24 protein-coding genes and 1 pseudogene are annotated in these 25,684 nt (G+C 58.8%); 5 read left to right on the top strand and 20 right to left on the bottom strand.

Features of this window, described 5'->3' with window-relative positions; all coding sequences use genetic code 11:
• Window positions 1–1,512 (bottom strand): DASS family sodium-coupled anion symporter, encoded by a 1,512-nt coding sequence (locus tag EC836_RS13395; protein ID WP_123333976.1) that lies wholly within the window; start codon window positions 1,510–1,512, stop codon window positions 1–3.
• Window positions 1,513–2,035: 523 nt separating this feature from the next.
• On the opposite strand from EC836_RS13395, the gene EC836_RS13390 reads away from it, so the two are divergent.
• Window positions 2,036–4,813 carry a flavocytochrome c gene (locus tag EC836_RS13390; RefSeq protein ID WP_123333829.1) on the top strand — a complete coding sequence of 926 codons (2,778 nt, stop codon included), beginning with the start codon at window positions 2,036–2,038 and terminating at the stop codon, window positions 4,811–4,813.
• A gap of 36 nt (window positions 4,814–4,849) precedes the next feature.
• Entirely contained in the window at window positions 4,850–5,773 is a 924-nt protein-coding gene (locus EC836_RS13385) for an FAD:protein FMN transferase (protein WP_123333974.1), read from the top strand.
• A 98-nt stretch (window positions 5,774–5,871) separates the two neighbouring features.
• Here EC836_RS13385 and EC836_RS13380 read toward each other — a convergent pair whose 3' ends face one another.
• The 4 genes from EC836_RS13380 to EC836_RS13365 form a co-directional block, all read right to left on the bottom strand.
• Complete coding sequence (locus EC836_RS13380) at window positions 5,872–7,359, bottom strand: aldehyde dehydrogenase family protein (RefSeq protein ID WP_123333827.1); 1,488 nt, start codon at window positions 7,357–7,359, stop codon at window positions 5,872–5,874.
• A gap of 165 nt (window positions 7,360–7,524) precedes the next feature.
• Window positions 7,525–7,848 (bottom strand): hypothetical protein, encoded by a 324-nt coding sequence (locus tag EC836_RS13375; protein ID WP_123333825.1) that lies wholly within the window; start codon window positions 7,846–7,848, stop codon window positions 7,525–7,527.
• Window positions 7,849–7,946: 98 nt separating this feature from the next.
• Window positions 7,947–8,204, bottom strand: a complete 258-nt coding sequence (locus tag EC836_RS13370; protein WP_148050374.1) for a hypothetical protein — start codon at window positions 8,202–8,204, stop codon at window positions 7,947–7,949.
• A 36-nt stretch (window positions 8,205–8,240) separates the two neighbouring features.
• Window positions 8,241–8,498: a YdgH/BhsA/McbA-like domain containing protein gene (locus EC836_RS13365; protein WP_123333821.1), complete on the bottom strand. Its 258-nt coding sequence runs from the start codon at window positions 8,496–8,498 to the stop codon at window positions 8,241–8,243.
• Window positions 8,499–8,775: 277 nt separating this feature from the next.
• Between EC836_RS13365 and EC836_RS13360 the strand changes: the two genes are divergently transcribed.
• Window positions 8,776–9,426, top strand: coding sequence for a TetR/AcrR family transcriptional regulator (locus EC836_RS13360; RefSeq protein ID WP_304466144.1), 651 nt, complete (start codon window positions 8,776–8,778; stop codon window positions 9,424–9,426).
• Here EC836_RS13360 and EC836_RS13355 read toward each other — a convergent pair.
• From EC836_RS13355 to EC836_RS13305, 11 genes and pseudogenes are all read right to left on the bottom strand, one after another.
• On the bottom strand, window positions 9,423–10,730 hold the full coding sequence (locus tag EC836_RS13355) for an NtaA/DmoA family FMN-dependent monooxygenase (RefSeq protein ID WP_233599326.1): 1,308 nt from the start codon (window positions 10,728–10,730) through the stop codon (window positions 9,423–9,425). The genes EC836_RS13360 and EC836_RS13355 overlap by 4 nt on opposite strands.
• Window positions 10,731–10,733: 3 nt before the next feature.
• Complete coding sequence (locus tag EC836_RS13350; protein WP_105591648.1) at window positions 10,734–11,525, bottom strand: amino acid ABC transporter substrate-binding protein; 792 nt, start codon at window positions 11,523–11,525, stop codon at window positions 10,734–10,736.
• 19 nt (window positions 11,526–11,544) lie between these two features.
• Window positions 11,545–12,213 (bottom strand): amino acid ABC transporter permease, encoded by a 669-nt coding sequence (locus tag EC836_RS13345; RefSeq protein WP_123333814.1) that lies wholly within the window; start codon window positions 12,211–12,213, stop codon window positions 11,545–11,547.
• Between the two features lie 23 nt (window positions 12,214–12,236).
• Window positions 12,237–12,968, bottom strand: a complete 732-nt coding sequence (locus EC836_RS13340) for an amino acid ABC transporter ATP-binding protein (RefSeq protein ID WP_123333812.1) — start codon at window positions 12,966–12,968, stop codon at window positions 12,237–12,239.
• 141 nt (window positions 12,969–13,109) lie between these two features.
• Entirely contained in the window at window positions 13,110–14,579 is a 1,470-nt protein-coding gene (locus EC836_RS13335; protein WP_123333810.1) for a catalase, read from the bottom strand.
• Between the two features lie 158 nt (window positions 14,580–14,737).
• Window positions 14,738–14,890, bottom strand: a pseudogene (locus EC836_RS13330) (transcriptional regulator); the annotation flags it as partial.
• A 5-nt stretch (window positions 14,891–14,895) separates the two neighbouring features.
• Window positions 14,896–15,312 carry a type II toxin-antitoxin system HigA family antitoxin gene (locus EC836_RS13325; protein ID WP_123333807.1) on the bottom strand — a complete coding sequence of 139 codons (417 nt, stop codon included), beginning with the start codon at window positions 15,310–15,312 and terminating at the stop codon, window positions 14,896–14,898.
• Entirely contained in the window at window positions 15,309–15,620 is a 312-nt protein-coding gene (locus tag EC836_RS13320) for a type II toxin-antitoxin system HigB family toxin (RefSeq protein ID WP_123333972.1), read from the bottom strand. Before EC836_RS13320 ends, EC836_RS13325 begins: the two co-directional genes overlap by 4 nt.
• Window positions 15,621–15,842: 222 nt before the next feature.
• Window positions 15,843–16,655 (bottom strand): MetQ/NlpA family ABC transporter substrate-binding protein, encoded by an 813-nt coding sequence (locus tag EC836_RS13315; RefSeq protein WP_123333805.1) that lies wholly within the window; start codon window positions 16,653–16,655, stop codon window positions 15,843–15,845.
• Between the two features lie 18 nt (window positions 16,656–16,673).
• The gene (locus EC836_RS13310; RefSeq protein WP_123333803.1) at window positions 16,674–17,342 is read right to left on the bottom strand and encodes a methionine ABC transporter permease; all 669 of its coding nucleotides are present in this window, start codon (window positions 17,340–17,342) and stop codon (window positions 16,674–16,676) included.
• On the bottom strand, window positions 17,335–18,360 hold the full coding sequence (locus tag EC836_RS13305; protein WP_123333801.1) for a methionine ABC transporter ATP-binding protein: 1,026 nt from the start codon (window positions 18,358–18,360) through the stop codon (window positions 17,335–17,337). The genes EC836_RS13310 and EC836_RS13305 overlap by 8 nt, the downstream gene beginning before the upstream one ends.
• A 290-nt stretch (window positions 18,361–18,650) precedes the next feature.
• Between EC836_RS13305 and EC836_RS13300 the strand changes: the two genes are divergently transcribed.
• Window positions 18,651–20,159 carry an FGGY-family carbohydrate kinase gene (locus EC836_RS13300; RefSeq protein ID WP_123333799.1) on the top strand — a complete coding sequence of 503 codons (1,509 nt, stop codon included), beginning with the start codon at window positions 18,651–18,653 and terminating at the stop codon, window positions 20,157–20,159.
• Entirely contained in the window at window positions 20,156–21,190 is a 1,035-nt protein-coding gene (locus EC836_RS13295; RefSeq protein ID WP_123333797.1) for a 2-hydroxyacid dehydrogenase, read from the top strand. Before EC836_RS13300 ends, EC836_RS13295 begins: the two co-directional genes overlap by 4 nt.
• Here the strand turns inward: EC836_RS13295 and EC836_RS13290 are convergent.
• The 4 genes from EC836_RS13290 to EC836_RS13275 are packed head-to-tail and all read right to left on the bottom strand — an operon-like array spanning window position 21,182 to window position 25,639.
• Entirely contained in the window at window positions 21,182–22,135 is a 954-nt protein-coding gene (locus EC836_RS13290) for a carbohydrate kinase family protein (protein ID WP_123333795.1), read from the bottom strand. The genes EC836_RS13295 and EC836_RS13290 overlap by 9 nt on opposite strands.
• Window positions 22,132–23,163, bottom strand: a complete 1,032-nt coding sequence (locus tag EC836_RS13285; RefSeq protein WP_123333793.1) for an ABC transporter permease — start codon at window positions 23,161–23,163, stop codon at window positions 22,132–22,134. The genes EC836_RS13290 and EC836_RS13285 overlap by 4 nt, the downstream gene beginning before the upstream one ends.
• Window positions 23,160–24,143 (bottom strand): ABC transporter permease, encoded by a 984-nt coding sequence (locus EC836_RS13280; protein WP_123333791.1) that lies wholly within the window; start codon window positions 24,141–24,143, stop codon window positions 23,160–23,162. Before EC836_RS13280 ends, EC836_RS13285 begins: the two co-directional genes overlap by 4 nt.
• On the bottom strand, window positions 24,140–25,639 hold the full coding sequence (locus tag EC836_RS13275) for a sugar ABC transporter ATP-binding protein (protein WP_123333970.1): 1,500 nt from the start codon (window positions 25,637–25,639) through the stop codon (window positions 24,140–24,142). Before EC836_RS13275 ends, EC836_RS13280 begins: the two co-directional genes overlap by 4 nt.
• Window positions 25,640–25,684: the final 45 nt, after the last annotated feature.

Raw genomic sequence — 25,684 nt, 5'->3', positions numbered from 1 at the left:
TCAGAACATCATTACCATCCACGGATAGCCAATCAGCATCAGCGCGCACAGGAAGAACAGCCCGAAAATGGTGCCCATCCGCCAGTAGTCCCTGGTGGGAAGATAGCCGCTGCCGTAGTAAATCGGGCTGGGGCCGGTGCCGTACGGGGTGATAATGCCCATCACGCCCAGTGAGGTACACATCATCAGACAGAACACCGGCATATTGATCCCCGGAATCGAGGCGGCAATGGTCAGCATGGCGGGCAGCAGCGCGGTGGTGTGCGCGGTGGTGCTGGCAAAAAGATAGTGCAGCAGGTAGAAGGCGATCATCAGCACCACCGCCGACACCTGCGGATCGTAGCCCTGAAGCAGCAAACCGCCCTGTTTGCCCAGCCAGGCAATAAAGCCGACGCGCGCCAGGCCGTCGGCCAGCGCCACCAGCGTGGCGAACCAGGCGAAGGTGTTCCACGCCGGTTTGTTACTGGTGATGTCATTCCAGTTCAGCACCCCGGTCCACAGCATCAGCACCACCACCAGCAGCGCGGCCATCGCCGGTTCAATCCAGGCCGTAGCGAAGATCCACATCAGCAGCGCGGACACCACAAACACCAGCAGCAGAATTTCATTGCGCGACAGCCTGCCGAGTTTTTCCAGCTCGCTGGTGGCCCAGCGCGGCACTTCATCGTTGAACTTCACCTCCGGCGGATAGAGCCAGTAGGCCATCAGCGGCATGGTCAGCAGCAGCAGCAGCCCGAGTGGCAGGAAGGCCAGGAACCACATCCCCCAGGAGATATCAAAGCCGATAACGCTTTTAACCAACGCCAGCGCCAGCAGATTCGGTGCCAGCGCCGAAAGGAACATCGAGCTGGTGATACAGGCGGCGGTGATCGCCACCCACATCAGGTAGGAGCCGATCTTCCGCGCGCTGGGATCGTTGGGTTTGGAGCCGTACAGCGGCGGCAGGTTAGCGATAATCGGATAGATGGTGCCGCCGCTGCGCGCGGTGTTGGACGGCGTAAACGGTGCCAGTAGCAGATCGGCGAAAGTGATGGCGTAGCCCAGCGTCAGGCTGCGGCGGCCCAGGTATTTCACCAGAATCAGCGCCAGCCGACGGCCGAACTGCGTTTTGTCATAGCCTGCGGCAAACATAAACGCGCCAAAGATCAGCCACACGGTGGAGTTGCCGAAGCCGCTGACCGCCCACTTAAACGCCTGAGTGGCGGTTTTGAAATTCGGATCGGCCAGCTCAGCCGGGCTGAACAGCACCCACGGGCTGAATAAGGCGATCGCCACCACGCCGGTCAGTCCGATCACCGCGCCGGGCAACGGTTCAAAAATCAGGCCAACAATCACTCCAACGAAAATGGCGAAGAAGTGCCAGGCATAAGGTTCCAGCCCCTGTGGTACCGGCACCAGCAACAGCAGCACCGCCACGAGCACGGGCAGGAACATCATAATCAGGCGTTTTTTTTGCCCCGCCGCGGCCGTAGGTGCGGCAGCGGTTTCACTAACCGAAGATGTCTGTTTCATAGTTTTTATCTGCAGGTTGATGAGCATGAGTGAAGTATCCACATACTTTATAGCCGATCTCACGTTTGTTTTTTCATTTTTTATTCATATTTTCGAGGCATCTCCAGAAGCCCTGAGACATTAAGATAAAACACGGCTGTTAATATTCCGCTGAAATTCGATATTTCCATTAATTGAAATGGAAAAAATTATTTAAAAGGTAAACTTTATCTTAACGCTAAAAATCCGTTGTCTGTTTTATAATCAACGCCATAACAGCACAAAAAACATCACACAGTGCGTTGTTTTTATTGTAGTTATTTTTGTGTATATTGAAAGTTGATTTTTTGTTCTTGTTGGTTAACAATTAATAAAATATTTTATTTCGGTACAGGAATGTCTGTTCATTGTCGGTGGTTGAATTTAGAATAATAAACAATCCACCCGAGTAATTTTATAATCGCCACAGGATGTCGTCATTTCATTATTTTTTAAATCGTCGCCTGCAACAGAATTATAAGAATTTTTATTTGGAGCCCACCTGATGAATACGCTAAGCCCTGTTCTTAATCCGTTAACGCTGCCGAACGGCGCCGTGCTGAAAAACCGTCTGTTGATGGCCCCGATGACCACCTGTACCGGCTTTTACGACGGCACGGTGACCAGCGAGCTGGTCGAGTATTACCGCGACCGCGCGGGCAGCATCGGTACCGTCATCGTTGAGTCCTGCTTTATCGACCCCAAAGGTCCGGCCTTCCCCGGCGCGATTGGCATCGACAGCGACAACAAAATTCCCGGCCTGGCGAAAATTGCCCACGCCATTAAGACCAAAGGCTCGAAAGCCATTTTGCAGATCTATCACGGCGGACGCATGGTGGAGCCGGAGCTGATCGGCGGCAAAACGCCGGTCGCCCCGAGTGCCATTGCCGCCCCGCGCGAAGGCGCAACCACCCCGCAGGCGCTGACCGCGGAAGAAGTCGACGTGATGATCACCAAATTTGGCGATGCGGTTAACCGGGCAATCAAGGCCGGGTTTGACGGCGTGGAGCTGCACGGCGCGAATACCTATCTGATCCAGCAGTTCTATTCGCCGAACTCCAACCAGCGCGACGATAAATGGGGCGGCAGCCGCGACAATCGCACCCGCTTCCCGCTGGAGGTCCTGGAGATCACCCATAAAATGGTGCGGCGCTTCGCCGACGCCACCTTTATTATCGGCTATCGCTTCTCGCCGGAAGAGCTGGAAGTGCCCGGCATCCGCTTCGACGATACCATGTACCTGCTGGAGAAGCTGGCGGAACGCGGCATTGACTACGTGCATTTCTCCGTCGGCCAGCTGCTGCGCCCGTCCATCGTTGACCGCGACGATCCCACCCCGCTGATTACCAAATATCTCGCCGCCCGCACGACGACGCTGGCGAAGGTGCCGGTGATCGGCGTCGGCGGCGTGCTGAATAAAGCCGACGCCGAGCTGGCGCTGGAAAAAGGTTTCGATCTGGTGGCGGTGGGTAAAGCCTGCATCGCCTACCCGGACTGGACCGACCGCATCATTAAAAACGAGCAGCTTGAGCTGTTTATCAACAGTACCCAGCGGGAAGCGCTGAATATTCCCGAGCCGCTGTGGCGATTCTCGCTGGTCGACGCGATGATCCGCGATGTCAGCTCCGGCGGCCGGAAATATAAAGCCGGCGTGTACCAGGAGAAAGTGGAAGCCGAAGCGCTGAAGCTGAAGATCAACGTCACGCTGGATACCGACCGCATTACCGATATCGCTATGGTGCCGGATGACACACTCGATGTGGACTTCACCACCACGTTTGAAAAGCTGCGGAGCCGGATGCTGGTGGCCAACAGCCCCTACGTGGATGCCATCACCGGGGCCACCACCCAGAGCGAGGCGCTGAAGAAAGCCGTCTCCCGCGCGATGACCACCTCCAGTAAAGAGCACGTGATAGAAGAAGGCGGCAACCCGCAGGCCCCGCAAAGTTACGACGTGGTGGTGATCGGCAGCGGCGGTGCCGGTCTGGCGGCGGCGATCCAGGCCAGCGACGCCGGGGCGCACGTGGTGATTATTGAGAAGATGCCGACCATCGGCGGCAACACCATTAAGGCCTCGGTGGGGATGAACGCGGCGGAAACCCACTATCAGCAGCTTAAAGGCATTGAGGACAGCAAAACGCTGTTCTATGACGAAACGCTGAAAGGCGGCAAATTCAAAAATAACCCGGTGCTACTGAAGGAGTTTGTTGAGCGGGCACCGGGAGCGATTGAATGGCTGAAGGACAATGAGATTGAACTCAGCGACATCACCATCACCGGCGGCATGAGCATTGAGCGCACCCACCGCCCTGCCGATCGCTCTGCCGTGGGGGGCTTTCTGATCAGCGGCCTGGTCAAAGGCATTAACCAGCGCAACATTGAGGTGCTGCTGGAAACCTCGGTGGAAGAGATCCTGCTGGAAAACGGCGAAGTCAGCGGCGTGAAGGTGGTGGATGAGTATAACGACAGCCGCATCCTGAATGCCAGAAGCGTGATTGTTGCCACCGGCGGCTTCAGCGCCAACCGGGAAATGGTGGTGAAGTATCGCCCGGAGCTGGATGGCTTCGTCACCACTAATCACAAAGGCGCCACCGGCAGCGGGATTGCCATTCTGCAACACATCGGCGCAGGCACGGTGGATATGGGCGAAATTCAGATCCACCCGACCGTAGAGCAAACCACCTCTTATCTGATCTCCGAAGCGATCCGCGGCGGCGGCGCGATTCTGGTCAGCCAGGCGGGCCAGCGTTTCTATAACGAGATGGATACCCGCGATAAAGTCTCGGCGGCGATTATCGCCTTGCCGGAAAAAAGCGCCTGGATCATCTTCGACAACCAGGTCCGCGGCAATAACAAAGCCGCCGATGAGTACATCGCCAAAGGCTTTGTGGTCAGCGCCGCGACCCCGCACGAGCTGGCGGTGAAGCTGAATATGGATCAGGAAACCCTGCAAACCACGCTGGGGCGCTACAACCAGTTTGTTGACCAGCAGAAGGACGAGGATTTTGGCCGTAGCACCGCGCTGCGCCATCCGCTGAATCAGGCACCGTACTATGCCATCCGCATTGCCCCCGGCGTGCACCACACCATGGGCGGCGTGACGATCAATACCGAGACGGCGGTGCTGGATGCGCAGCAGCAGCCGATCGGCGGCGTATGGGCGGCGGGTGAAGTGGTCGGCGGCATTCACGGGGCTAACCGCATCGGCGGTAACGCCATTGCCGATATCATCATCTTCGGCACGCTGGCCGGGCGCAACGCCGCCGCCTGGGCCCGGCGCTGACATCCGGTGGACGGGATCTACACCTTTTCCTCAGTGATGATGGGTTCCCCGATCGTGCTCAAGCTGTTTGAGCACGATGAAACGCTGGCGCGCGGGGTATTCCGGCTTATCAAACAGCAGGAAAATCGGCTCACCGTCAATCGCCCCGACTCGGAGGTGATGGCGATTAACCACGCGGCGGGCCGCCATCCGGTCGCCGTCAGCCCACCGGTGTATCAACTGATCAAGCGCGCTCACGCTGTCAGCCTGCTGCCCGGAAGCGCATTTAATTTCGCGATTGGACCGCTGGTGAAGCGCTGGAAAATCGGTTTTCAGGGCAACAGCGTGCCGCCGAAAGCGGAACTTGAAGCGTTACTGGCGCTCACCCGGCCCGACGGGATCTCCCTCGACGATGACACCCACAGCGTGTTTCTGCATCAGCCAGGCATGGAAATCGATCTTGGGGCAATTGCCAAAGGCTGGATCGCCGACGCGGTGCGCGACTATCTGCGCCAGCAGCAGGTGGATGACGCGCTGATTAACCTCGGCGGCAATGTGCAGACGCTCGGCCACCGGACGGAACGGTGCTGGGACATCGGCCTGAAGCAGCCGTTCGCCGGGGAAGATGCGCTGATTGGCGTGATTGAGGCGATCAACCGCTCGGTGGTCACTTCCGGCGTCTATGAGCGCTACTTCGAACTCGACGGACGGTGCTATCACCATATTCTCGACCCGCGCAGCGGCTATCCGCTGGATAACGAACTGCTGAGCGTGACCGTGGTGTCGAGAGAGTCAATTGACGGCGATATTTACACCACGCTGCTGTATGGCATGGGCGTGGAGAAAAGCCTGATTTATCTTGCTGATATCCCGCAGATTGAAGCGATTTTTGTGACCCGGGATCGCCGGGTGATCTGTTCTTCACAGCGGCAGTTCAGTTTCAGACTGCTGGATAACAGCTATCGGCTTGAAAGGGGCTAACCTCACTCCGGCAGGGTTATCGGGCAGGACAGGCGTTTCAGAACGGGGTGAACTTGGGGGAAGTAAAACGGGCGATGCCATTATCGCCCTGCGGAAGGCTAGTAGCGCATCATTACCGATTTCAGACGCGTATAGTCATTGATAAATGCGCTGCCGAACTCGCGCCCGTTGCCGGAACCTTTCACGCCGCCAAACGGCAGCGCCGGGTCGAGTAAGCTGTGCATATTGATCCAGACAATACCTGCCTGCATCCGCTCACTGTAGCGCATCGCCTTATTCAGATTATGCGTCCAGACGCTGGCGGCCAGGCCAAACGGCGAGTTGTTGATCTGCTGTAATACCTTTTCCTCGTCGTGATACGCAAGAAACGATCCGACAGGGCCGAAGGTCTCCTCACGCATCAGCGTGGAGTTTTCACTGCGGACTTTCACCACCGTCGGCAGGAAATAGTAGCCGGGACGCTCCGGTGAATATCCGCCGTAGAGGATCTCATCGCCATCCTCTTTTGCCCGTGCCACCAGCTTCTGTATTTTCTCCAGATGGGCCTTATTGGCCAGCGGACCAACCTGGCACGCTTCATCGAGCGGAGAAGCCACATTCAGCCGAGCCAGGCGCTGGATCAGCCCACTCAGTACCTCATCCATTTTCTCCGCAGGCAGGTAGAAACGTTCCGCCGAGGCGCAGATTTGCCCCTGGTTGAGATAGCCCGCTTCGATAATGCCGTCAACCATCTCGCCCACCGTCATATCCGCCAGGAACAGCGCGGGGTTTTTACCGCCCAGCTCCAGGGTCACCGGGATCGCCAGTGCGCTGGCGGCATTACCCACCGAACGACCGGTCGGCACCGAACCGGTGAAGGTCACTTTGGCGCAGAACGGATGTTCGATCAGCATCGGTCCCAGCAGCCCGCCGTTGCCGTTCACCACGTTAATCGCACCAGGCGGGAATCCCGCATCCGCCGCCAGCTGCGCCACGCGCAGCATGGTCAGCGGGGTGAATTCGCTGGGTTTCAGCACCACGGTACAGCCGCACACCAGCGCGGCCGCCATTTTCCAGATGGCAATCATGATCGAAAAGTTCCAGGGGATAATGCCGACCACCACGCCAAGCGGCTCACGCAGGGTGAATCCCCGGTACTTTTCACCGCCGCGCGGCGGCAGGGAAATTTCGGTGGTTTCGCCGCAGATTTTTCCGGCCCAGCCGGCAAAGTAGCGCAGAAACGCCACTGCCTGATCCACCTCCAGCTCGCGTGACAGCGTAATGGCTTTCCCGGAGCACAGCGTTTCTATCTGCGCCAGCTCCTCACGATGCTGTTCCATCGCATCGGCCAGCTTCAGCAGCAGCTTTCCCCGTCCCAGTGCGGTCATCTCCGCCCAGCTGCCGCGAAAAGCCTGCTGCGCCGCTGCCATAGCTGCGGAAACATCTTCCGCACAGCCGTCGTGAACGCGGGCAATTTCCTGCCCCGTCGCTGGATTGACCACCGGACGCAGCGCACCGCCTCCCGGCTGGCTCAGTCCATTAATAAAATGACCGTGTTCGCGCTGTAAAAACGCATCAACTACCGCAAGGAGTTTTACCTGAGTCATAAGAAGTCCCTTTTAAGAAAAAGATTGGCCTGCGGGCCAGGATGCTGTCGGACCGTGGCCGCTGGATTTACCACGCTAACAATCTGCGTTAACTGCGGGATCTTCTGTTTGAGCTTGCGTGCTTTGCTGCGGCCTGACGGCGCGTGAAGGCCCGAAAAGCCGTATTCAGGTGGGGGAAAGCTGGCGCTGAATGGCCGCGAGGGTACGGCGACGGATAATCCCGCTTGCCGTGCGGATCAACAGCCAGTACGGCAGCAGCTTGAGGCGGGTGGCCTTATCCGGGCAGTTGATGAAGGTTTCGGTTTGCAGCCGCCAGGCATCTCCTTCCGCCAGCAGCTGGAAGTGCAGCACCAGGCGGGCAACCGCATCCAGAATCGCGTCTGCACGGGCTTGAATGGGCGCAGACAGGTGGCTATAGACGGGTAGAAAAGGTGTTCCGCTGCCTGAATGTCGACTTTCCTGCTCGCTGATATAGCCAAAAATACGCATTTTAAAATCCCTTTACTGTCGGTATGAGGATAGTACGTAACTTACTGAAACAAAAAAAGCGCCGCTGTTAAAAGCGGCGCTTATGAAGTCAGTCGGTATCAGTGATAGCTGATCGTCGTGCCCAACAGGCTATTCGGCTCCGTATACGCGGCGGTGCGAATCGCTCTGGCAGGCACGGCGGTGGTCTTACCCGACAGCTGGGTATTCAGCGCGACCAGCGTGGTGCTACCGGTCACGAAGCTGGTGGTTGACGGCTGTTGTACCGTCGTCAGATAACCCTCTGTTTGTGCTGCCAGGCTGGCACCGGAGATCGTGCTCAGGATGACGGCAACAAGGGCGGTTTTAGTGATGTTCATCATGTCCCCTTGATGCTTTTCCTGTGAAAAAATGAATTACTGATAGATCACCGCGGTGCCGTGCAGTTTATTTGCACCGGAAGTGGAGGTAATCCGGAAAGATTTCGCGCCCGCCTGTTCAGCTTTCACCGCCAGTTTCGCTTCCAGTGAGGAAAGATTTGACGCGCCGCCCGCTGAAACGACCCCAATCTGTTGCTGCTGTTGAGGCGCACTGTTAACCAGATCGGCCGCGAAGCCGGTGAAAGAGACGGAAGCCAGAGCGATTGCAGCGATGGACATTTTAATGGTTTTCATAATATTTACTCTCGATTTTGTGCTGTTTAATGAGTTGGCGTCGTTATTAATTAACGATCGATAATTAAATGTTATCTTCCGTTACGCGCACCGTCAATGTGATTTTATTAACGATCGATAATTTAATGGGCAATTCATTGAATTTGTTATTTTTTAGTGAGCACTTTTTTGCAAAACGTCAGACGAAATCCGCCATAACGTACCGCTCGACAGCGCCCGTCAATGTTTTTATACTGATTGATAATTTAATCTTTTGTGCGGTAATGCTAAGCGAGGAATGATGACGACGACTGAGCAGGACGCGGCAACACGTAAAGGCCGGGGACGGCCAAAGACCTTCGATCGGGAAGCGGCGCTGGATATTGCGCTGGAGCTGTTCTGGCGTCATGGCTACGAAGCCACTTCTCTGGCTGATCTGGTAGCGGCAACCGGCGCAAAAGCGCCCACGCTGTATGCTGAATTTACCAATAAAGAGGGCATGTTCCGCGCGGCGGTGGATCGCTATACCGAGCAGTTCGCCAGCAAAAGCGCCGCAGCGCTCACCTGCCCGGACAGCTGCGTGGCCAGTGGCGTGGAGAACTACTTCCGCTCAACGGCGGCCTGTTTTACCGACAGTGAAAAACCGGGTGGCTGCTTCTTTATCTGTACCTCAACAGGCCTTTCCGCCAGCTCAGAAGACGTGGCGAAAATGCTGCGCAGGCGTCACGATAATCAGGAACAAAATCTGCTGGAGTTTCTGCAGGACCGTCAGGCCGCCGGAGAACTGGATGCGCGTACCAACGTAAACGCGATTGCCGCCTGGCTGGGCTGCCTGCTGCAGGGGATGTCCGTACGCGCCCGCGAAGGCGCGACGGAAGCGGAACTAAACGCGCTGGTGGATACGCTGATGCTGCAGTGGCCAACGCTCAGCAAGCTCGGCATTCATTAACCCGCCGGGCGCTCCAGGCCTAAATGACCGCGCAGCGTATCGGCCTGATACGCTGTGCGGAACACGCCCCTTTCCTGCAACAGCGGCACCACCTCGTTGAAAAAGGCATCCGAGGCTTCCGGTATCCACGGCGGCATCACTACAAAGCCATCCACCGCACGCTGCTGATACCACTCGGCGATACGCGCCGCAAGCGACTGCGCGGTTCCCGCCACGATAAATCCGGAGCCGGCGACCCATTTGGTAAACTGCCGCACGGTCATCCCCTGCTCTCTCGCATGGCTCAGCATCGGCGCAAAGCGCTCTTTTCTCGCCAGCTGGCCGACGATGTCCGGCACCGGGCCGTCAAGATCGTGCTGCGCCCAGTCGTAGTTCATGGTGTTCGAAAGATGGGTCAGGGTGGCCAGCGGATGATGCAGCTGCTTCAGCTCAGCCAGCAGATCGTCGGCCTCCTTCTGCGTACGGCCAATCACCGGCTGTAAGCCGGGCAGGATCTTCAGGCTGTCTGGCGTTCGACCGTGGGCCACCACCCGCGCTTTGACTGCGGCATACCAGGCCTGTGCCGAGGCCAGATCGGGTTTTTCTGCGGCAAACACCGCATCCGCCGTGCGTGCCGCCAGCTCCATAAACGGCCCTGAACCACCGGCCTGAAAGGTCACCGGATGCCCCTGCGGCGGGCGGGAAATATTCAGCGGCCCGCGGCTGCTGAACCAGTCGTTATCAATGCCGGCATAGCGGATCCGGCTGCCGTCCGCGTAGATACCGTTTTCACGATCGCCGATAATCGCATCATCCGCCCAGCTGTCCCACAGCGTGCGGACCGCTTCGATAAACGCTTCCGCCTTTTCGTACCGCTGTTCGTGGCTCAGCAGCGTCTGACCAAAATTGGCCGCTTCGGCATCGCTGGTCGAGGTCACCACGTTCCAGCCGGCACGCCCGCCGGTCAGATGATCCAGCGTCGCCAGGGTGCGCGCAGCGGCAAACGGTTGGATCACCGAGCTGGAAATGGTCCCGGCCAGGCCGATTTTATCGGTGACCGCGCCCAGCGCAGAGAGCACGGTGAACGGTTCCGGCCGCTCGGTCACGCGATGGCGCACCGCTTCGGTCACGCTGTCGCCGTATACATCATCAATCGACAGCTTGTCAGCCATAAAGATCAGATCGAACTTTGCCGCCTCGGCCTTTTGCGCCAGTGATTTAATCAGCGGCCAGTCGGTGGGGTTCGGTTTTGCCGCGCCGGGCATCCGCCAGCCCGCATAGTGACAGCCGGTAGTTTCCAGAAACAGCGCCAGATGCAGTGACATAATTTACCCCTTAGCCGGTTGGGTGCTGACGGTGAGATCGGTATCAAACCATTTCTCGGAGATCTTCTTCAGCGTGCCGTCGGCGCGCAACTCGGTCAGCGCTTTATCCACCTTCGCCTTCAGCTCCTCACCGCGTGCATCTTTGCGGAACGGCAGCGCCACCTGCTTCTCGCCAAAGGTTTCACCCACCACCTTCAGCGGCAGATTCTTATGCTTGATCTGCCCCAGCAGGATCACCTGACCGGAGACAAAAGCATCCACCTTGCCCTGTGCCACGCTGTTAAACACCACGTCGGACCCTTCGAAGGTCACCAGCTTGATTTTGTTTTCCGGGTCGAACTCCTTCAGCACTTTGGCATAGTTCGAGCCGAGTTCGGCGGCCACGGTTTTTCCGGCCATGTCACTCAGCCCGTGAATACTGTTGTTATTAACGCTCACCGCCAGCGCGGCGGCCGAATAGTAGTACGGCACGCTGTAATCGTATTTCTTACGTCGCTCCGGCGTGTCGGCGAAATTGCCCACCGTGTCCACCTTGCCGGTTTCCAGCGAGCCCAGCACCCCGACCCAGTCGGAAGTCACCCACTCGATTTTGTAGTGAATTTTCTCCGCCACCGCCTGCAGGATCTCAGCGCTGAAGCCTTTGATTTCGTTCCCCTGCTTAAAATAGTGCGGATAGCCGTCCGGCGTGGCACCCACCCTCAGCACCGGCTGTTCCGCAGATTTATCGGCGGCATTGTCGCAGCCGCTCAGCAGTGCCAGCGCGCCGGCAATTAGTGCAAATTTGTACCCTTTCATTATTGTTTTTCCCGGTTAGTCAGAGGACGTAAGGTTTGCCGATATAGCGTTCCAGCTGCCGCTGTAGCGCGCTGAGCACAATGGTCAGCGCCCAGTACACCAGCCCGACGGCAAAATAGGCTTCGAAGAACTTCAGTGATTCGGTGGCGATCAGCTTGCCGCCCGCCAGCAGCTCACTCACCCCGAGGGTAAAGGCCAGCGACGAGTTCTTAATCAGGCCAATCCAGATATTTCCGGCGGCGGGAATCGCATTACGGCAGGCCTGCGGCAGCAGAATGCGCCTCGCCGCGTGCACGTGGCTAAGGCCCGACGCCAGCGACGCCTCCCACTGCCCGCGATCCACCGAATCAATGGCCGCGCGAAACACTTCGGCCAGATAGGCGGCACTGTTCAGGCTCAGACCGATGATCACCGCGTGCGTGGCGCTCAGGCTGTTAAGCACTGGGAACAGCTGCGGCAGGCCAAAGTAGATAATCAGCAGCTGCACCAGTACCGGCGTGCCGCGAAAAAAGGAAATATATAGATGGGCAAACAGCGCCAGCGGGCGAATACCCCGCAGCAAAACGGCCAGCCCGGCACCCAGCGCGGTCGCCAGCACGATAGAACAGAGCGAAATAAACAGGGTGATTGGCAGGTAAGTCAGGATCTGAGGAATAATCCCCAGCATATAGCCAACGTCAAAATTCATGGCGGGATGTCCTTATCGTAGGGTCAGGCAAATTCGTGAAGGAAACGGTGCGTGCGGTTTTCCGTGATAGGATCGAACATCACCTCCGGCGCGCCCTGCTCAACGATGCGCCCCTGCTCCATGAAAAAAATCCGCTGCGAAATATCACGGGCAAACTTCATTTCGTGGGTGACGATCAGCATGGTCAACGAACGCTCGGCCAGGCCGGCGATCAGGTTCAGAATGTCGCGCCGCAGCTCCGGGTCGAGCGATGAGGTAGGTTCATCCAGCAGCAGCGCTTCCGGCTCCAGGCTCAGCGCTCGGGCAATCCCGACGCGCTGCTGCTGCCCGCCAGAGAGCGTAATGGGGTAGGCCGATGCCTTATGCGCCAGCCCGACGCTGGTCAACAGTTCCATGGCCCGATCGCGTGCCTCATCCCGCCGATAGCCTCGGCCGTAGATCAGCACTTCGGAGATGTTTTCCAACGCGGTTTTGTTCTTAAACAGGTTGTAGTGCTGAAAGACCATCGCGCTCTGGCGGCGAAAACGCGTGGTGTTGCGATGGGTCAAGGCAGCGGCATCGACCGTTTCTTCACCGATAGTGAGCTGGCCGCTGTCGGGTTTCACCAGCAGATTCAGGCTGCGCAGCAGCGTGGATTTTCCTGAGCCGGACGGCCCGATAATCGACACCACTTCGCCACGCCTGACGCTGAAACTGATATCGTTAAGCGCCTGATAATTCTTAAACTTTTTAGTTAATCCGCTGACTTTAATCATTACCGCCCCGCTAAAAAATCACTTTGGGGCAGTGTAACGTTGCAAAAAATCGCAGACGAATGCTTAAAAATTATAAGGTTAGTTACTATTCGCTGAAGAAAGTCGCGAAGAGAGGGCCTCCTGCAGAGAGGCCCTGAGGGATTAAGCGCGTTTAGCGCGCTCCGTGTTAACCTGCTGCGCGATGCGATCGCCAATGCTGCGATCGATACTGCGCCAGTACTCGAAGGCACGGGACAGCACTGGCTCCTCCACGCCGTTCAGCAGATGTCCGCTGACGTTGTCCACCAGCCGCTGGCGGGCGGCGTCATCCATCACCTGGTTAATCAACGCATTGGCCTGTCCGTAATCGTCATCGTCACGATGCAGGCTGTACGGCGCATGCACCATCTCCCCACTGGCGTGCCAGCTGGAATCCGTTGGATAGCGTTTGCCGTCGGCGACCGGACCGCCTTTAGAATTCGGGGCGTATACCGGATCGGACACCGGATTCATCCGCATCGCGCCGTCCTTGCTGTAGCTGTTCACCGGCGAATGCGGCGCGTTTACCGGGATCTGCTTGTAGTTCACCCCCAGCCGCGCGCGGTGCGCATCCGCGTAGGCAAACATGCGGCCAATCAGCATTTTGTCCGGGCTGATACCAATGCCCGGCACCAGGTTGTTGGGCTCAAAGGCCGCCTGTTCAATCTGCGCGTGGTTATCGGTGGGGTTGCGGTCGAGCGTCAGCTTGCCGACTTTGATCAGTGGGTAATCCGCGTGCGGCCACACTTTGGTCAGGTCGAACGGATTGAAGCGATAATTATCCGCCTCGGCGAACGGCATAATCTGCATATACAGCGTCCAGCTCGGATACTCCCCGCGCCCGATCGCGTTGTACAGGTCACGGGTATGGTAATCGCCGTCCTGACCGGCCAGCAGGTCCGCTTCCTGCTGATGCAGGCACTCCACGCCCTGATCGGTTTTGAAGTGGTATTTCACCCAGAACTTCTCGCCCTGCGCGTTAACCCACATATAGGTGTGGCTGGAAAAGCCGTCCATATGCCGCCAGCTTTTTGGGATGCCGCGATCGCCCATCAGCCAGGTGACCTGGTGCGCCGATTCCGGCGACAGGGTCCAGAAATCCCACTGCATATCGTGATCGCGCAGATTGTTATCGGCGCGGCGCTTTTGCGAGCGAATAAAATGCTGAAACTTCATCGGATCGCGAATAAAGAACACCGGGGTATTGTTGCCCACCATGTCGTAGTTGCCTTCGCTGGTGTAGAACTTGATGGCGAAGCCGCGCGGATCGCGCCAGGTATCCGGGCTGCCCCGCTCCCCGGCTACGGTGGAAAAGCGCATAACCACGTCGGTTTTCACCCCGGGCTGGAACAGCGCGGCTTTGGTAAAGCGGCTGATGTCTTCCGTCACTTCGAAATGGCCAAACGCTCCGCTGCCTTTGGCATGCGGCTGGCGCTCGGGGATACGCTCGCGGTTAAAGTTGGCCATCTGCTCAATCAGATAGTGGTCGTGCAGCAGCAGCGGGCCGTCGGGGCCGACTGAGAGGGAGTGTTCATCGCTGGCGACCGGATTACCGGCATCGTTAGTGGTGGGTTTACGTTTATCATTGCTCATCGCTGTCTCTCCGACATTGTTATGGAGTCCAGCGATTAAGAGTAGACCATATACACAATAAAATTGTGCCTTTAATGTTTAACGGTACAGGGCGCACTCGTATTCATTTTCTGAAACACGTTCAGCAGATAGATACACAGCGCCCGAACTTAACGATCGCCGATGGCCTTATCGACATATTTTTGTGATGACTGGCGTTCTTCACGGATCTTTTGCAGACCGGTTTCAACTATCAGTTCATCAGCCAGTTCGGTAATGCGTTTCTGGCTTTCCGGCGATCGAGCCGCAATGACTTCATCTAATGTTCTCATTTTGATCAATCAACAAACACTGATACGGGGATACCAAACCGGTTTGCCAGCGCTCTCATATGATCCAGAGTCAGCGAACGTTCCCCGCTCAAGATCCGGCTCACCAACGATTTTTTTCCAATCTCGTTTTCAAAATCAGACTGAACAAGACCATGCTGATCCATGAGAACCCGCAGAAGCGACACGCCATTTTTTCCGGCTAAGATGCGGGCGTTAAACGCGGCGAATTCGGGCGCATGGTCCTCATAAGCGGTTATTTTCGCCGTCAGCATCTCAACCAGCGGGTTATCGGGTTGCGTTTCAAGCAGATGTTCAACCAGCTTTAACGCCTCCTCGTAATCCTTACGTGAAGTGCTGCCTCCCAGCAAAGGCACCATGCGGGCAAGTTCGTTAGCTGCATTTATTGCATCGCTAAAAATCATACTTTGTTCTCCCGATAATATTTGGTTAACCGGTCGTATTCGGCATGCGTAGAGATATGTTTGATGAATATTTTTCCGCGCTCAAAATCGGCAAAAAACATGATACGTAAGTTATTACCACCGATATCAATAACCCACCATTTATCCCTGTATTTCATGCGATCCAGGCTGGCAAAGTATTTCTTCATCTCGTCCGGAGTTTTAGCGACTAAACGCTTCAAAAACCGATAAGTATCTTCAAGCGCAATACGATCGTTGGGAAATTGCTTTACTGCTTCGTCAAAAGGAGCTCTTGAAACAACATGCACATCCTTACCTCCAGATTCCATTCAGAACACAGTGTACAACCGTCACCTGCAAGTTGACAATACGGAAACATGTAACGCTTTTTGCTCAATATCCAATCATTCAGACTGCCTCCTCAATCCGATGAATGTTTTTTTGAATCTCCAGACAAATAAATTCCATAAAAAAAACCCGAAACAGAGGAGTATTATCCCCCCTGTTCCGGGCGTTTACGCTGCGTTAAATCAGTTATTAACCGGGATCACCGCGCCTTTGTACTTGGTACGGATCCAGTCCTGAATCGCTTGAGAGTGCAGCACGGTCACCAGCGCTTTGATGTCCGGCTTGTTTTCGTCACCGCGATGTACGGTAATGATGTTGGCATACGGGTTGTTCTCGCCGCTTTCCACGGCAATCGGGTCTTTCACCGGGTCCAGACCGGCATCAATCGCGTAGTTGGCGTTGATCACCACCGCGTCGCCTTCGTCGTTGTTGTACATCTGCGGCAGCAGCGCGCCCTCAACGTTCGGTAGGAACTTCAGGTGTTTCGGGTTTTCCACGATGTCGCTGATGCGCGCATTCACCTTGTTCACGCCCGGCTTCAGCTTGATCACGCCCTCTTTCTCGAAGATGGACAGGATACGGCCCTCTTCCGCCACCGCATCACGCATGATCACTTTGCCGTTCTCCGGCAGCTCTTTCAGCGATTTGAACTTCTTCGAGTAGATACCGATAGGCTCGATGTGGATCGCACCGGCGCTGACGAAATCATAGGTCTTATCACCAGCGTGATCTTTCAGCACGCTGTTCAGATACGGGATGTGCTGGAAATAGTTGGCATCGATATCGCGGCTGGCCAGCGCGGTGTTCGGCAGGATGTAGTCCTGGAACGGTTTGATTTCCAGATCGATACCCTGCTTCGCCAGAATCGGCTTCGCCTGCTCCAGAATTTCCGCGTGCGGCACGTTAGACGCCCCGACGGTCAGCGTGTCTGCCCATGCGCTCAGGCTCAGGGCACCCAGGGTGGCTGCAGCCAGCAGCGTCAGTGTTTTTTTCATTTTGGATTTTCCTAAAAGTTAACGTTTGTCGAGCCGTGTCGTGAGCACATCACCTAAAAACTGGATGATAAAAACAATCACCAGAATCATGACCGTCGCCACCAGCGTCACATCGCCGTGGTTACGTTGAAAACCTTCCAGATACGCCAGGTTACCGAGGCCGCCGGCACCGATCACCCCGGCCATCGCGCTGTAGCTGACCAGTGCAATCAGCGTCACGGTAATGCCGGAAACCAGTGCGGGTGAGGACTCCGGCAGCAGCACGCGGAAAATCAGCGTACTCAGCTTTGCACCCATTGAGCGGGAAGCCTCAATAACCCCTTTGTCCACTTCGCGCAGGCCGATCTCCACCAGGCGGGCGTAAAACGGGGCCGCACCAACGATCAGCGCGGGCAGCGCGGCGTTAGCGCCGAGAATGGTGCCGATCAGCGTTTTAGTGAACGGGATCAGCAGCACAATCAAAATAATGAACGGAATGGAGCGGAACACATTCACCAGGATGGAAATCGCGCCGTACACCGCGCGGTTCTGGAACAATCCGCCGCGCGCGGTCAGGAACAGCGCCAGGCCAAGCAGGATCCCGAGCACAAAGGTCGCCAGACCGGACAGCGCGGTCATATAGAGGGTTTCACCGGTGGCGGCCCACAGCTGGTCCAGCTTGAGGTGCGGAAACAGGGACTCAAACATTTTTTACCACCTCGGTTGAAATTGCGTGGGCGTGCAGATCGGCCAGAATGCTCTCCAGCTGGGTGCCGCTGGCCGGAACCTGCAGCCACAGCTCACCAAAGGTGCCGTTGGCGGTCTGGGTCATTTTTCCGTGCAGGATATTGAACGGCAGCGCGTATTTCAGCGTCAGTTCGCCGACGATCGGCTGGCGCGTGCTCTGGCCGACAAAGGTCAGCTTCAGCACCGCACCCGCCGCCGCATCCACCAGCTCGTCGTTAAACGGCGTATCGGCGCTGCTGTATTCGGTGGTCTGCTTGACGAACTGGCGGGTGATCGGCTGCTGCGGATGGGTGAACACCGACAGCACCTCACCCTCTTCCACGATGCGCCCGGCTTCCATCACCGCCACGCGGTGGCAGATCTTGCGCACCACGTGCATCTCATGGGTGATCAGCACGATGGTCAGCCTGAGCTGGCGGTTAATATCCAGCAGCAAATCGAGAATGGCATCGGTGGTTTGCGGATCCAGCGCCGAGGTGGCTTCGTCGCACAGCAGCACGTCCGGGCTGTTGGCCAGCGCGCGGGCAATGCCCACGCGCTGCTTCTGCCCGCCGCTCAGCTGTGAGGGATAGGCCTGCTCCTTGCCGTTCAGTCCGACCAGCTCAATCAGCTCCTGCACCCGGCGCTGGATGACCGCCTTTGGCGCACCGGCAATTTGCAACGAGAAGGCGATATTTTCGCTGACGGTGCGCGACCACAGCAGATTGAAATGCTGAAACACCATGCTGATTTTCAGCCGCGCCTGGCGCAGCGCTTCACCGCTGGCCTGAGCAATATCCTGCCCCGCCACCATCACGCTGCCGGATGTGGGTTTTTCCAACCCGTTCAGCAGGCGGATGAGCGTGCTTTTACCCGCCCCGCTGTAGCCAATAATGCCGTAAATCTGGCCCTGTTCTACCTGCAGGCTGACGTTGTCAACGGCGGTGACCAGGCCCGAACGGGCGTGAAATATTTTAGAAACGTTGCGTAAAACGATCATCTGTTGCCTGTTTTCTGCCGTCGTATCAGCGAAATATGCTGATTAATTAAACTGATTTTTATAGGTGAATTATCGATAGCACTAATTGCCTGGTGATATTAAGCAGCAGGGAAACTATTGGAAACGACTGAAATGATATGGCTTATAACCAAAGAGAATATTTGGAGCCTGATTCTGTCTTTCAGGTTCTGAAAACCTGTGGCAATAATGGAGAAAATTTCTGCGAAGCGTCGCGTTCGGCACGGTTTTTTATCCACGGGCTGAATGGCTTACCGTAATAAGGCTGCACTATGGATTACTTTATCGGCATTGATGTCGGTACCTCAAAAACCAAGTCGGTGCTGTTTGATGCCCGCTTTAACCAGCTGGAAGTCGCCTCCGTCAGCAACCGGACGCTGACTCCCGCGCCCGGCCATCAGGAACAGCAGATGGAGGCGCTGTGGCAGAACGTGGTCAGCACGCTGAAAACGCTCTCCGCGTCGCCGCTGCTGGCAAAAGGGCAGCTGCGCGGTATCGGGCTGTCCGGCCAGGGTGAAGGCGCGTGGCTGATCGATAAACAGGGCCAGCCGCTGGGTGATGCGCTGCTGTGGAGCGACACCCGCGCCGCGGCCTCCATTCGCGAACTCGCCGGCCAGGACGGGCTGGAGGAGACGCTGTTTGAGCTGTGCGGCAGCCGGCTGCTGCCCTGCAACAGCAGCCTGCAGCTGCGCTGGCTGCACCGGCACCGGCCGGAACGGCTGACTGACGCGCAGTGGTTTTTCTTCGCCAAGGACTGGATCCGTTTCCGCCTGACCGGCCGCGCCAACCTCGAACGGACCGATGCCGGCACTTCACTGCTGGATCTGCACCAGGGTGCGCTTTCCGCTACGGTCTTAAAAGAGCTGGGTATCGAAAGCCTGCGGCCGCTGTTCCCGCCGCTGCTGGCCCCGCACGATCTCGCCGGAGAGCTGAGCGCCGCCGCCGCCGCGGCCACCGGGCTGCCCGCCGGTACGCCGGTCGCGGCCGGGGCGCTGGACGTTTCCGCCTGCGCGCTCGGCATCGGCGCGGTGCACGATGGCGATGTCTTCACCCTGCTGGGCACCACCTGCTGTACCGGCATCGTTTGCGACGATCTGGCGCGGGTCAGCCGCAAAACCCGCTTTGTCAGCCACGCCTGGCAGGGCCAGTTCCTTAACCTGTTTGCCATGCAGTCCGGCACGCCGAACCTGGACTGGGCCATCAGCCATCTGGCGGCCAACCGCAGCTTCAGCGAGCTGGGTGCGGAAATCAGCGCCCTCTCCCCCGGCAGCGGCGGCGTGTTTTATCAGCCCTACCTCAACGGCGAACGCGCCCCGTTCTACAGTCCTGTCGCCCGCGCCGGTTTCTTTGGCATCAGCCAGGACACCACCAACGCGCACCTGCTGCGCGCGGTCTTCGAGGGGCTGGCCTGGGCGATTACCGATGTGCTCAGCGACTATCCACCGGGCGGCGACCTGTATCTCGCCGGGGGCGGCACGGCCTCGCCGTTCTGGCTGCAGATTATCGCTGACTGCACCGGCCGCCGGGTGATCGTCAGTCCGCAGAGCGAACCCGGCGCGCGCGGGGCGGCGATCCTGGCGGCCATGGCGCTCGGACAGCCGCTGAGCGCGGAATCACTCCAGCCGGTGGATCGCCAGACCTGGCACCCGGATGCACGTTCGCATATTCAGTACCAGCGCCTGTTCCCGGTTTTCCGCCAGCTGCGCGAACAGCTGCTGCCGGTCTGGCAGGCGCGGGATGACGCCTTAACTCAACTTGCACAGGATTCAGCCGATTTATGAAAATTCTCTTTACCGCCGAGTACGCCGGCAGCCTTGATGCGTTCCGCCAGTACGGCGAACTGGTGGTCACCGGCTGGGCGGCGGGCGACAGTAAACTGAGCGAAGAGGCCCTGATTGCCCACGGTCAGGACGCCGATGTGCTTATCGTCAGCTACGACGACATCACCGCCCGGGTGATCAACGCCTGCCCGCAGCTGAAGCTGATTGCCTGCACCCGCGCCAATCCGGTTAACGTTGACCTGAAGGCGGCGGCGGCGCGCAATATCCCGGTGCTTTACACACCCGGACGCAATGCCGATGCCGCAGCGGAGCTGACGCTGGGATTGATGCTCAGCCTGGCGCGACATATCCCACAGGCGCACGGCGCATTGAAACGCGGCGAGTTCACCCGTGACACGCAGGGCAGCAACGCCACTCAGCAGGGGCTGCGGCAGGACGTGGTGTGGGACGTGGATAAATCCAGCCCGTATGAAGTGTTTAAGGGCGGCGAGCTGCGCAATAAAACGCTGGGGCTAGTGGGTTACGGCAGCATCGGCCAGCGCGTCGGTCGCCTTGCGCGGGCGTTCGGCATGTCGCTGCTGGTGGCCGATCCGCGCGTGGCGGCAGAGGATATCAACGAGCCCGGCGTGCGCAAAGCCACGCTGGAGGAGCTGTTTACCGAGTCCGACTACGTCAGCCTGCATCTGACGGTGACGCCGCAAACAACCGGGTTGATTGACCATCATTTGCTGGGACTGATGAAGCCGGAAGCCCGGCTGATTAACACCTCGCGCGCGGCGGTGATCGTCGAAGAGGATCTGATTGTCGCCCTGCGCGAAAAGCGCATTGCCGGGGCAGCGCTGGACGTGTTCGCCAGCGAACCGATCTGGCGCGACCATCCGTTTATCACCGAGTTTGATAACGTGGTGATCACCCCGCATATCGCCGGAGCCACGCGGGAAACGCTGGTGAAGCATACCGCGATGATCGCCGCTGATTTACAACGCTTCCTCAGCGGCGAACCCCTGCACTATCGCTGGCCGTCAGCCTGACAGCGGCAGCGTGGGCGTGGTGGCCATAAAGGCCCGGGTGGTGTCCCAGTCCACCACGCCCGCATCCGAACCCAGCCCGCTGGCCACCAGCGAGGCCACCGCGCTGCCGACGCGGCAGGCCTGTTCAACATCCAGCCCCTTCGCCAGCCCGGCAATAAACCCGCCGCAGTAGCTGTCGCCGCAGCCGGTGGTGTCCACCACCGTCACCTGCCAGGCCGGGATGCGCAGCTGGCCTTCCCGGCCAAATACCCACGATCCCCGCGCGCCGTCCTTAAAAATACAGGTGCCAACGCCACGATCGAGGAAAAAGCGGGCGATGTCCCCCGGCTCCTGCTGCCCGGAGATCTGCGCGGCCTCCTCCATCGACGGCATAAAGTAGTCGATATGCGGCAACATCGGCGTGAGCAGATCCAGCGTGTTTTCATTCGGCGCAATCAGATCGAAGCTGGTCGTCACCCCGTGCTGATGCGCCCAGGCCAGAAGTTTCGCGCTCTGACCGTTGTCCATCGCCGCCAGCAGGCCGCTGCCACCGAGATGCAGGAAACGCGCATTGCACACCCGGGGGAATTCCGCATCGTCGATATACAAATGGTCCGACGCGCCGCGGCAGTGCAGCGCCGGGCGCTCGCCGTTGGGGCGGATTGCCAGAATCGTCGCCGAGGTTTCGCTGGCCTGCGTGCGCTGGATCAGCGAACCGTCAATACCCAGCCGCCGCCAGACGCCGGCGATAAAATCCCCTTTTTCATCATCGCCGAGGCAGGCCGCTACGGCGGTATGAATGCCCAGCTTCGCGGCGTTCATTACCGCACCGCAGGCGGTGCCCGCCGGGCTGAGGCGGATCTGGTCAATGAACGCTACGTCACCCCCGGGTGGGATCCCGCGAATGGGTCGCCCGGCGATATCCAGCGTGGTCAATCCAACAAACACCGCGTCAAACTGGCTCATGCAGCCTCCTTTTTCTGCCACTGAAGCGCCTGTCGCAGCCTGCCCTGCCAGAAGGAGAGCACCAGTGCCACCAGCAGCACCAGACCGTTCAGCGCGTCTTTCAGAATAAAATCCAGCCCCATCAGGTTCAGGCCGTTGGCCACCAGTCCAAGGAACAGTACGCCAGCCAGCGTACCCGGCACGTTCGGCCTGCCCTGTGGATGGAAAGCGGTGCCGATAAACACCGCCGCAATGGCATCCAGCAGATAGGACTGCCCGGCCAGCGGGCTGAACTGCCGCAGGTTCGCGGAAAGGATAATCCCACCGATGGCGCACAGCACCGAACTGGCGATCAGCACCCACAGCAGATTGCGCTTCACGTTCACCCCGGCATTCAGCGAGGCGACCGGGTTGAGGCCCACGGCGTGGATGCGCTTGCCGAACAGCGTACGTTCCAGCAGCAGGTAGCAGATCAGCATCAGCGCCACGGCAATCACCACCGGAATGGCGATACCCCACAGCGACCCTACCGCGATCTGATGATATTCGGCGGCCATCCGGCGATAGGCAATCGGGCCACCGCCGTCGGTCAGCACTCGCTCAAGGCTGCTGCCGATAAACCAGGTGCCGAGCGTGGCCAGAAACGGCTTCACCCGGAAGCCGAGGATCAGAATGGCGTTCACCAGACCGACCAGCGCCCCCCCGGCCAGCGCGGCCAGCACCGCGCCCTGCCACGGCCAGTGCCAGGTTTTCAGCGCCACCAGCGCAAAGGCGGCACCAAAATCCAGCGCCACGCCCACCGACAGATCGATACCGCCCGCAATGACCACCAGCGTCATCGCCAGTGCCACAATCAGCAGAATGGCATTCCCCTGCAGAACGTTGGCAAGGTTATCCGCCGTTAAAAACACCGGGCTGTTGAGGGCGAAAAACAGGATAAACAGCAGCAGGATCAGCTGGAATCCGTAGCGGGCCAGCAGCGAGAGCAGGCTGACGCTCAGGGACGCGCCGCGCGCATCCGCGGCCCGGATGGATGTTGATTTACTCATGACTGCCCCCGACGCTGCACGGCCGCGGCGGCCAGGACCAGCAGGATCAGCACGCCCTTCACCGTTCCCACCCAGAAGATATCCACCCGCATCAGCGCCAGCCCGTTGGACAGCGCGTTGACCAGCAGCGCCCCCAGCAGCGCGCCCCAGACCGTGACCACCCGGCGGCGGGAAAACGCGGTGCCGATAAAGGTTGCCAGCACCATTTCCAGCAGCAGCGGCTCCTCGGCACCAGGCGAACTGCCGGAACCGCGTGCCAGCAGCGTTAAGGCGGCCAGCGCGGCGGCGGCGGCCGCCAGCAGATAGGAACGCAGCACCAGCGCATTCACCGGCAGCCCGGCCAGTTCGGCGGCTTCCCGGCTGCCGCCGCTGGCCTGCAAATGCTGCCCCCAGCGGCTGTGATGCACCACAAACTGGTAGACGACAAACACCGCCAGCATAAACCACACCGCCCACGGGATCCCCAGCAGGGTTCCGTCGCGGAAGGCCACCAGCCACGGCGCGTCAATGCTGATGCGGCGCTGGCGCGTCAGGTAGTTGGTCAGGCCGACAATCGCCACCGAACTGGCCAGCGTGGCCAGCAGCGGCGGTAAGCCAACCCGCACCACCATCAGCGCGTTCACCAGCCCGGCCAGCAGCGCGGCGGCGACCGCAAGCAGCGCCAGCAGGAAGATATTCGCCTCGATCTGTACGCCGATACTGATGATGGCGACGGCCAGCACCGAAATGGCCGGCAGCGACAGATCGATACCGCCGGACACAACATCATCACCGCCGCCGATGATCACGCAGGCCAGGCCGAAGCAGAGAATGGCCAGCGGGGCGGTCTGTTTCAGGATGACCGTGACGTTCTGCCAGCTGAGAAACCACGGCGCCTGGAAGCAGAAGAACACCAGCAGCGCGGCAAACAGCAGCAGCGGAATTTTATCGACGGGGAAAGCCAGCCTACGCCGCAGGCCTGGCTGAGAGAGATCGCTCATTGCGGGGTTTCCTGTTCACTGCCGCCGCTGGTCAGCGCCAGCAGCCCGTCCTGGGTCAGATTATGGGTCGGCACTTCGGCCACGATTTCGCCACGGCGCATCACCAGCAGGCGATCGCAGAGGCCAATCAGCTCGCTGGCATCGCTGGAGGACACCAGCACGCAGCGCCCTTTGTCGGCCAGCTGGCGGGTTAGGTGGTAGATTTCGGCACGCGCCCCGACGTCAACACCGAGCGTCGGTTCGTCAAGGATAAACAGCTGACTGTGGCTGTTCAGCCAGCGGGCCAGAATCACTTTCTGTTGGTTGCCGCCGCTGAGGTAGCGCACCGCCTGGCGCACGTTGCGCGGCCGAATATCCAACTTTTCCGCCAGCGCCAGCGCATTCTGCCGCGCCTTCTCTTTCAGCTCCCAGCCAAAACGCGACAGGCTGCCCGGCGAGGCAATGTTAATGTTGTCGGCCACCGACAGCGGCTGGATCAGCCCGTGGTGCCGGCGATCGCGCGGTACCAGTGCAATGCCCTCGGCAATCGCCTGTACCGGCGAGCGCAGCCGCACCGCCTTACCGGCAATACGCAGCGTGCCCTGGCGCAGCGGATACAGGCCGTACAGCGCATCGATCAGCTGCTCGCGCCCGGAGCCGGACAGTCCGGCGATGCCGACAATCTCACCCGGTGCCAGCTGGAAATTAATGTGGCGAAACGCATCGCTGCCGAGGTTGTCCAGCGTCAGCCACGGCGTGGTCGACGGCGGTTTTTCCGCCGGTGGCGCAAACAGCGTGGTCAGCTCGCGGCCCACCATTAGCTCAATCAGGCGATCGATGTCGTCCGTATTGACCTCGTCCAGCGTGGCAACCTGTTTCCCGTTGCGCAGCACCGTCACGCGGTCACAAATCCGGGTGATTTCATTCAGGTAGTGGGAAACGTAGATAATCGCGATACCGCGCGCTTTCAAAGCCCTGATGGCCTCAAACAGCAGCGCCGCTTCCCGGGCCTCCAGCGGCGCGGTCGGTTCGTCGAACACCACCAGCCGGGCTTCGCCGTCGATCAGCGCGCGGGCAATCTGCACCAGCTTGAGTTCGGCCTGCGACAGGTCGCGGATCAGGCGGTTGCCGTCCAGCTGAATATTCAGCACCTCGCGAAAGAATTTTTCGCTGTCGGAGCGCATCGCCCGACGATCGAGCCGCCCCAGGCGATGGCAGCGTTCCTGGCCGATAAATACCGACTCCGCCACGGTGAAGTGGGGGATCAGATGCAGCTCCTGATGGATAAAGCGGATGCCTTCGCGCTGCACCGCCGCCGGGGTGACGCTGGCCAGCCTCCGTCCCCCGACGCTGATTTCGCCGCTGTCGGGCGCATACACGCCCGCAAGAATTTTAATCAGCGTGGATTTTCCCGCGCCGTTCTCACCGATCAGGCCATGAATTTCACCGGGGCGAACGCTCAGTTCAACCCCGTCGAGGGCAGTCACACCGGCAAAGGTTTTGCGGATATGCTGCATAAACAGGCCGCCCGGGGCGGCCCTGTGCAGAGACTGAGTCACGCT

It is taken from the genome of Erwinia sp. JUb26, from assembly GCF_003751505.1.
Lineage (GTDB): Bacteria > Pseudomonadota > Gammaproteobacteria > Enterobacterales > Enterobacteriaceae > Erwinia.
Note: the sequence above shows the minus strand (reverse complement) of the source record. Positions and strands in the feature narration are given on the sequence as shown.

What these genes read in the sequence shown, in the direction of transcription:
- EC836_RS13395 (WP_123333976.1), bottom strand. Translation starts at nt 1,512, where the DNA reads ATGAAACAGACATCTTCGGTTAGTGAAACCGCTGCCGCACCTACGGCC.
- EC836_RS13390 (WP_123333829.1), top strand. Translation starts at nt 2,036, where the DNA reads ATGAATACGCTAAGCCCTGTTCTTAATCCGTTAACGCTGCCGAACGGC.
- EC836_RS13385 (WP_123333974.1), top strand. Translation starts at nt 4,850, where the DNA reads ATGATGGGTTCCCCGATCGTGCTCAAGCTGTTTGAGCACGATGAAACG.
- EC836_RS13380 (WP_123333827.1), bottom strand. Translation starts at nt 7,359, where the DNA reads ATGACTCAGGTAAAACTCCTTGCGGTAGTTGATGCGTTTTTACAGCGC.
- EC836_RS13375 (WP_123333825.1), bottom strand. Translation starts at nt 7,848, where the DNA reads ATGCGTATTTTTGGCTATATCAGCGAGCAGGAAAGTCGACATTCAGGC.
- EC836_RS13370 (WP_148050374.1), bottom strand. Translation starts at nt 8,204, where the DNA reads ATGAACATCACTAAAACCGCCCTTGTTGCCGTCATCCTGAGCACGATC.
- EC836_RS13365 (WP_123333821.1), bottom strand. Translation starts at nt 8,498, where the DNA reads ATGAAAACCATTAAAATGTCCATCGCTGCAATCGCTCTGGCTTCCGTC.
- EC836_RS13360 (WP_304466144.1), top strand. Translation starts at nt 8,776, where the DNA reads ATGATGACGACGACTGAGCAGGACGCGGCAACACGTAAAGGCCGGGGA.
- EC836_RS13355 (WP_233599326.1), bottom strand. Translation starts at nt 10,730, where the DNA reads ATGTCACTGCATCTGGCGCTGTTTCTGGAAACTACCGGCTGTCACTAT.
- EC836_RS13350 (WP_105591648.1), bottom strand. Translation starts at nt 11,525, where the DNA reads ATGAAAGGGTACAAATTTGCACTAATTGCCGGCGCGCTGGCACTGCTG.
- EC836_RS13345 (WP_123333814.1), bottom strand. Translation starts at nt 12,213, where the DNA reads ATGAATTTTGACGTTGGCTATATGCTGGGGATTATTCCTCAGATCCTG.
- EC836_RS13340 (WP_123333812.1), bottom strand. Translation starts at nt 12,968, where the DNA reads ATGATTAAAGTCAGCGGATTAACTAAAAAGTTTAAGAATTATCAGGCG.
- EC836_RS13335 (WP_123333810.1), bottom strand. Translation starts at nt 14,579, where the DNA reads ATGAGCAATGATAAACGTAAACCCACCACTAACGATGCCGGTAATCCG.
- EC836_RS13325 (WP_123333807.1), bottom strand. Translation starts at nt 15,312, where the DNA reads ATGATTTTTAGCGATGCAATAAATGCAGCTAACGAACTTGCCCGCATG.
- EC836_RS13315 (WP_123333805.1), bottom strand. Translation starts at nt 16,655, where the DNA reads ATGAAAAAAACACTGACGCTGCTGGCTGCAGCCACCCTGGGTGCCCTG.
- EC836_RS13310 (WP_123333803.1), bottom strand. Translation starts at nt 17,342, where the DNA reads ATGTTTGAGTCCCTGTTTCCGCACCTCAAGCTGGACCAGCTGTGGGCC.
- EC836_RS13305 (WP_123333801.1), bottom strand. Translation starts at nt 18,360, where the DNA reads ATGATCGTTTTACGCAACGTTTCTAAAATATTTCACGCCCGTTCGGGC.
- EC836_RS13300 (WP_123333799.1), top strand. Translation starts at nt 18,651, where the DNA reads ATGGATTACTTTATCGGCATTGATGTCGGTACCTCAAAAACCAAGTCG.
- EC836_RS13295 (WP_123333797.1), top strand. Translation starts at nt 20,156, where the DNA reads ATGAAAATTCTCTTTACCGCCGAGTACGCCGGCAGCCTTGATGCGTTC.
- EC836_RS13290 (WP_123333795.1), bottom strand. Translation starts at nt 22,135, where the DNA reads ATGAGCCAGTTTGACGCGGTGTTTGTTGGATTGACCACGCTGGATATC.
- EC836_RS13285 (WP_123333793.1), bottom strand. Translation starts at nt 23,163, where the DNA reads ATGAGTAAATCAACATCCATCCGGGCCGCGGATGCGCGCGGCGCGTCC.
- EC836_RS13280 (WP_123333791.1), bottom strand. Translation starts at nt 24,143, where the DNA reads ATGAGCGATCTCTCTCAGCCAGGCCTGCGGCGTAGGCTGGCTTTCCCC.
- EC836_RS13275 (WP_123333970.1), bottom strand. Translation starts at nt 25,639, where the DNA reads ATGCAGCATATCCGCAAAACCTTTGCCGGTGTGACTGCCCTCGACGGG.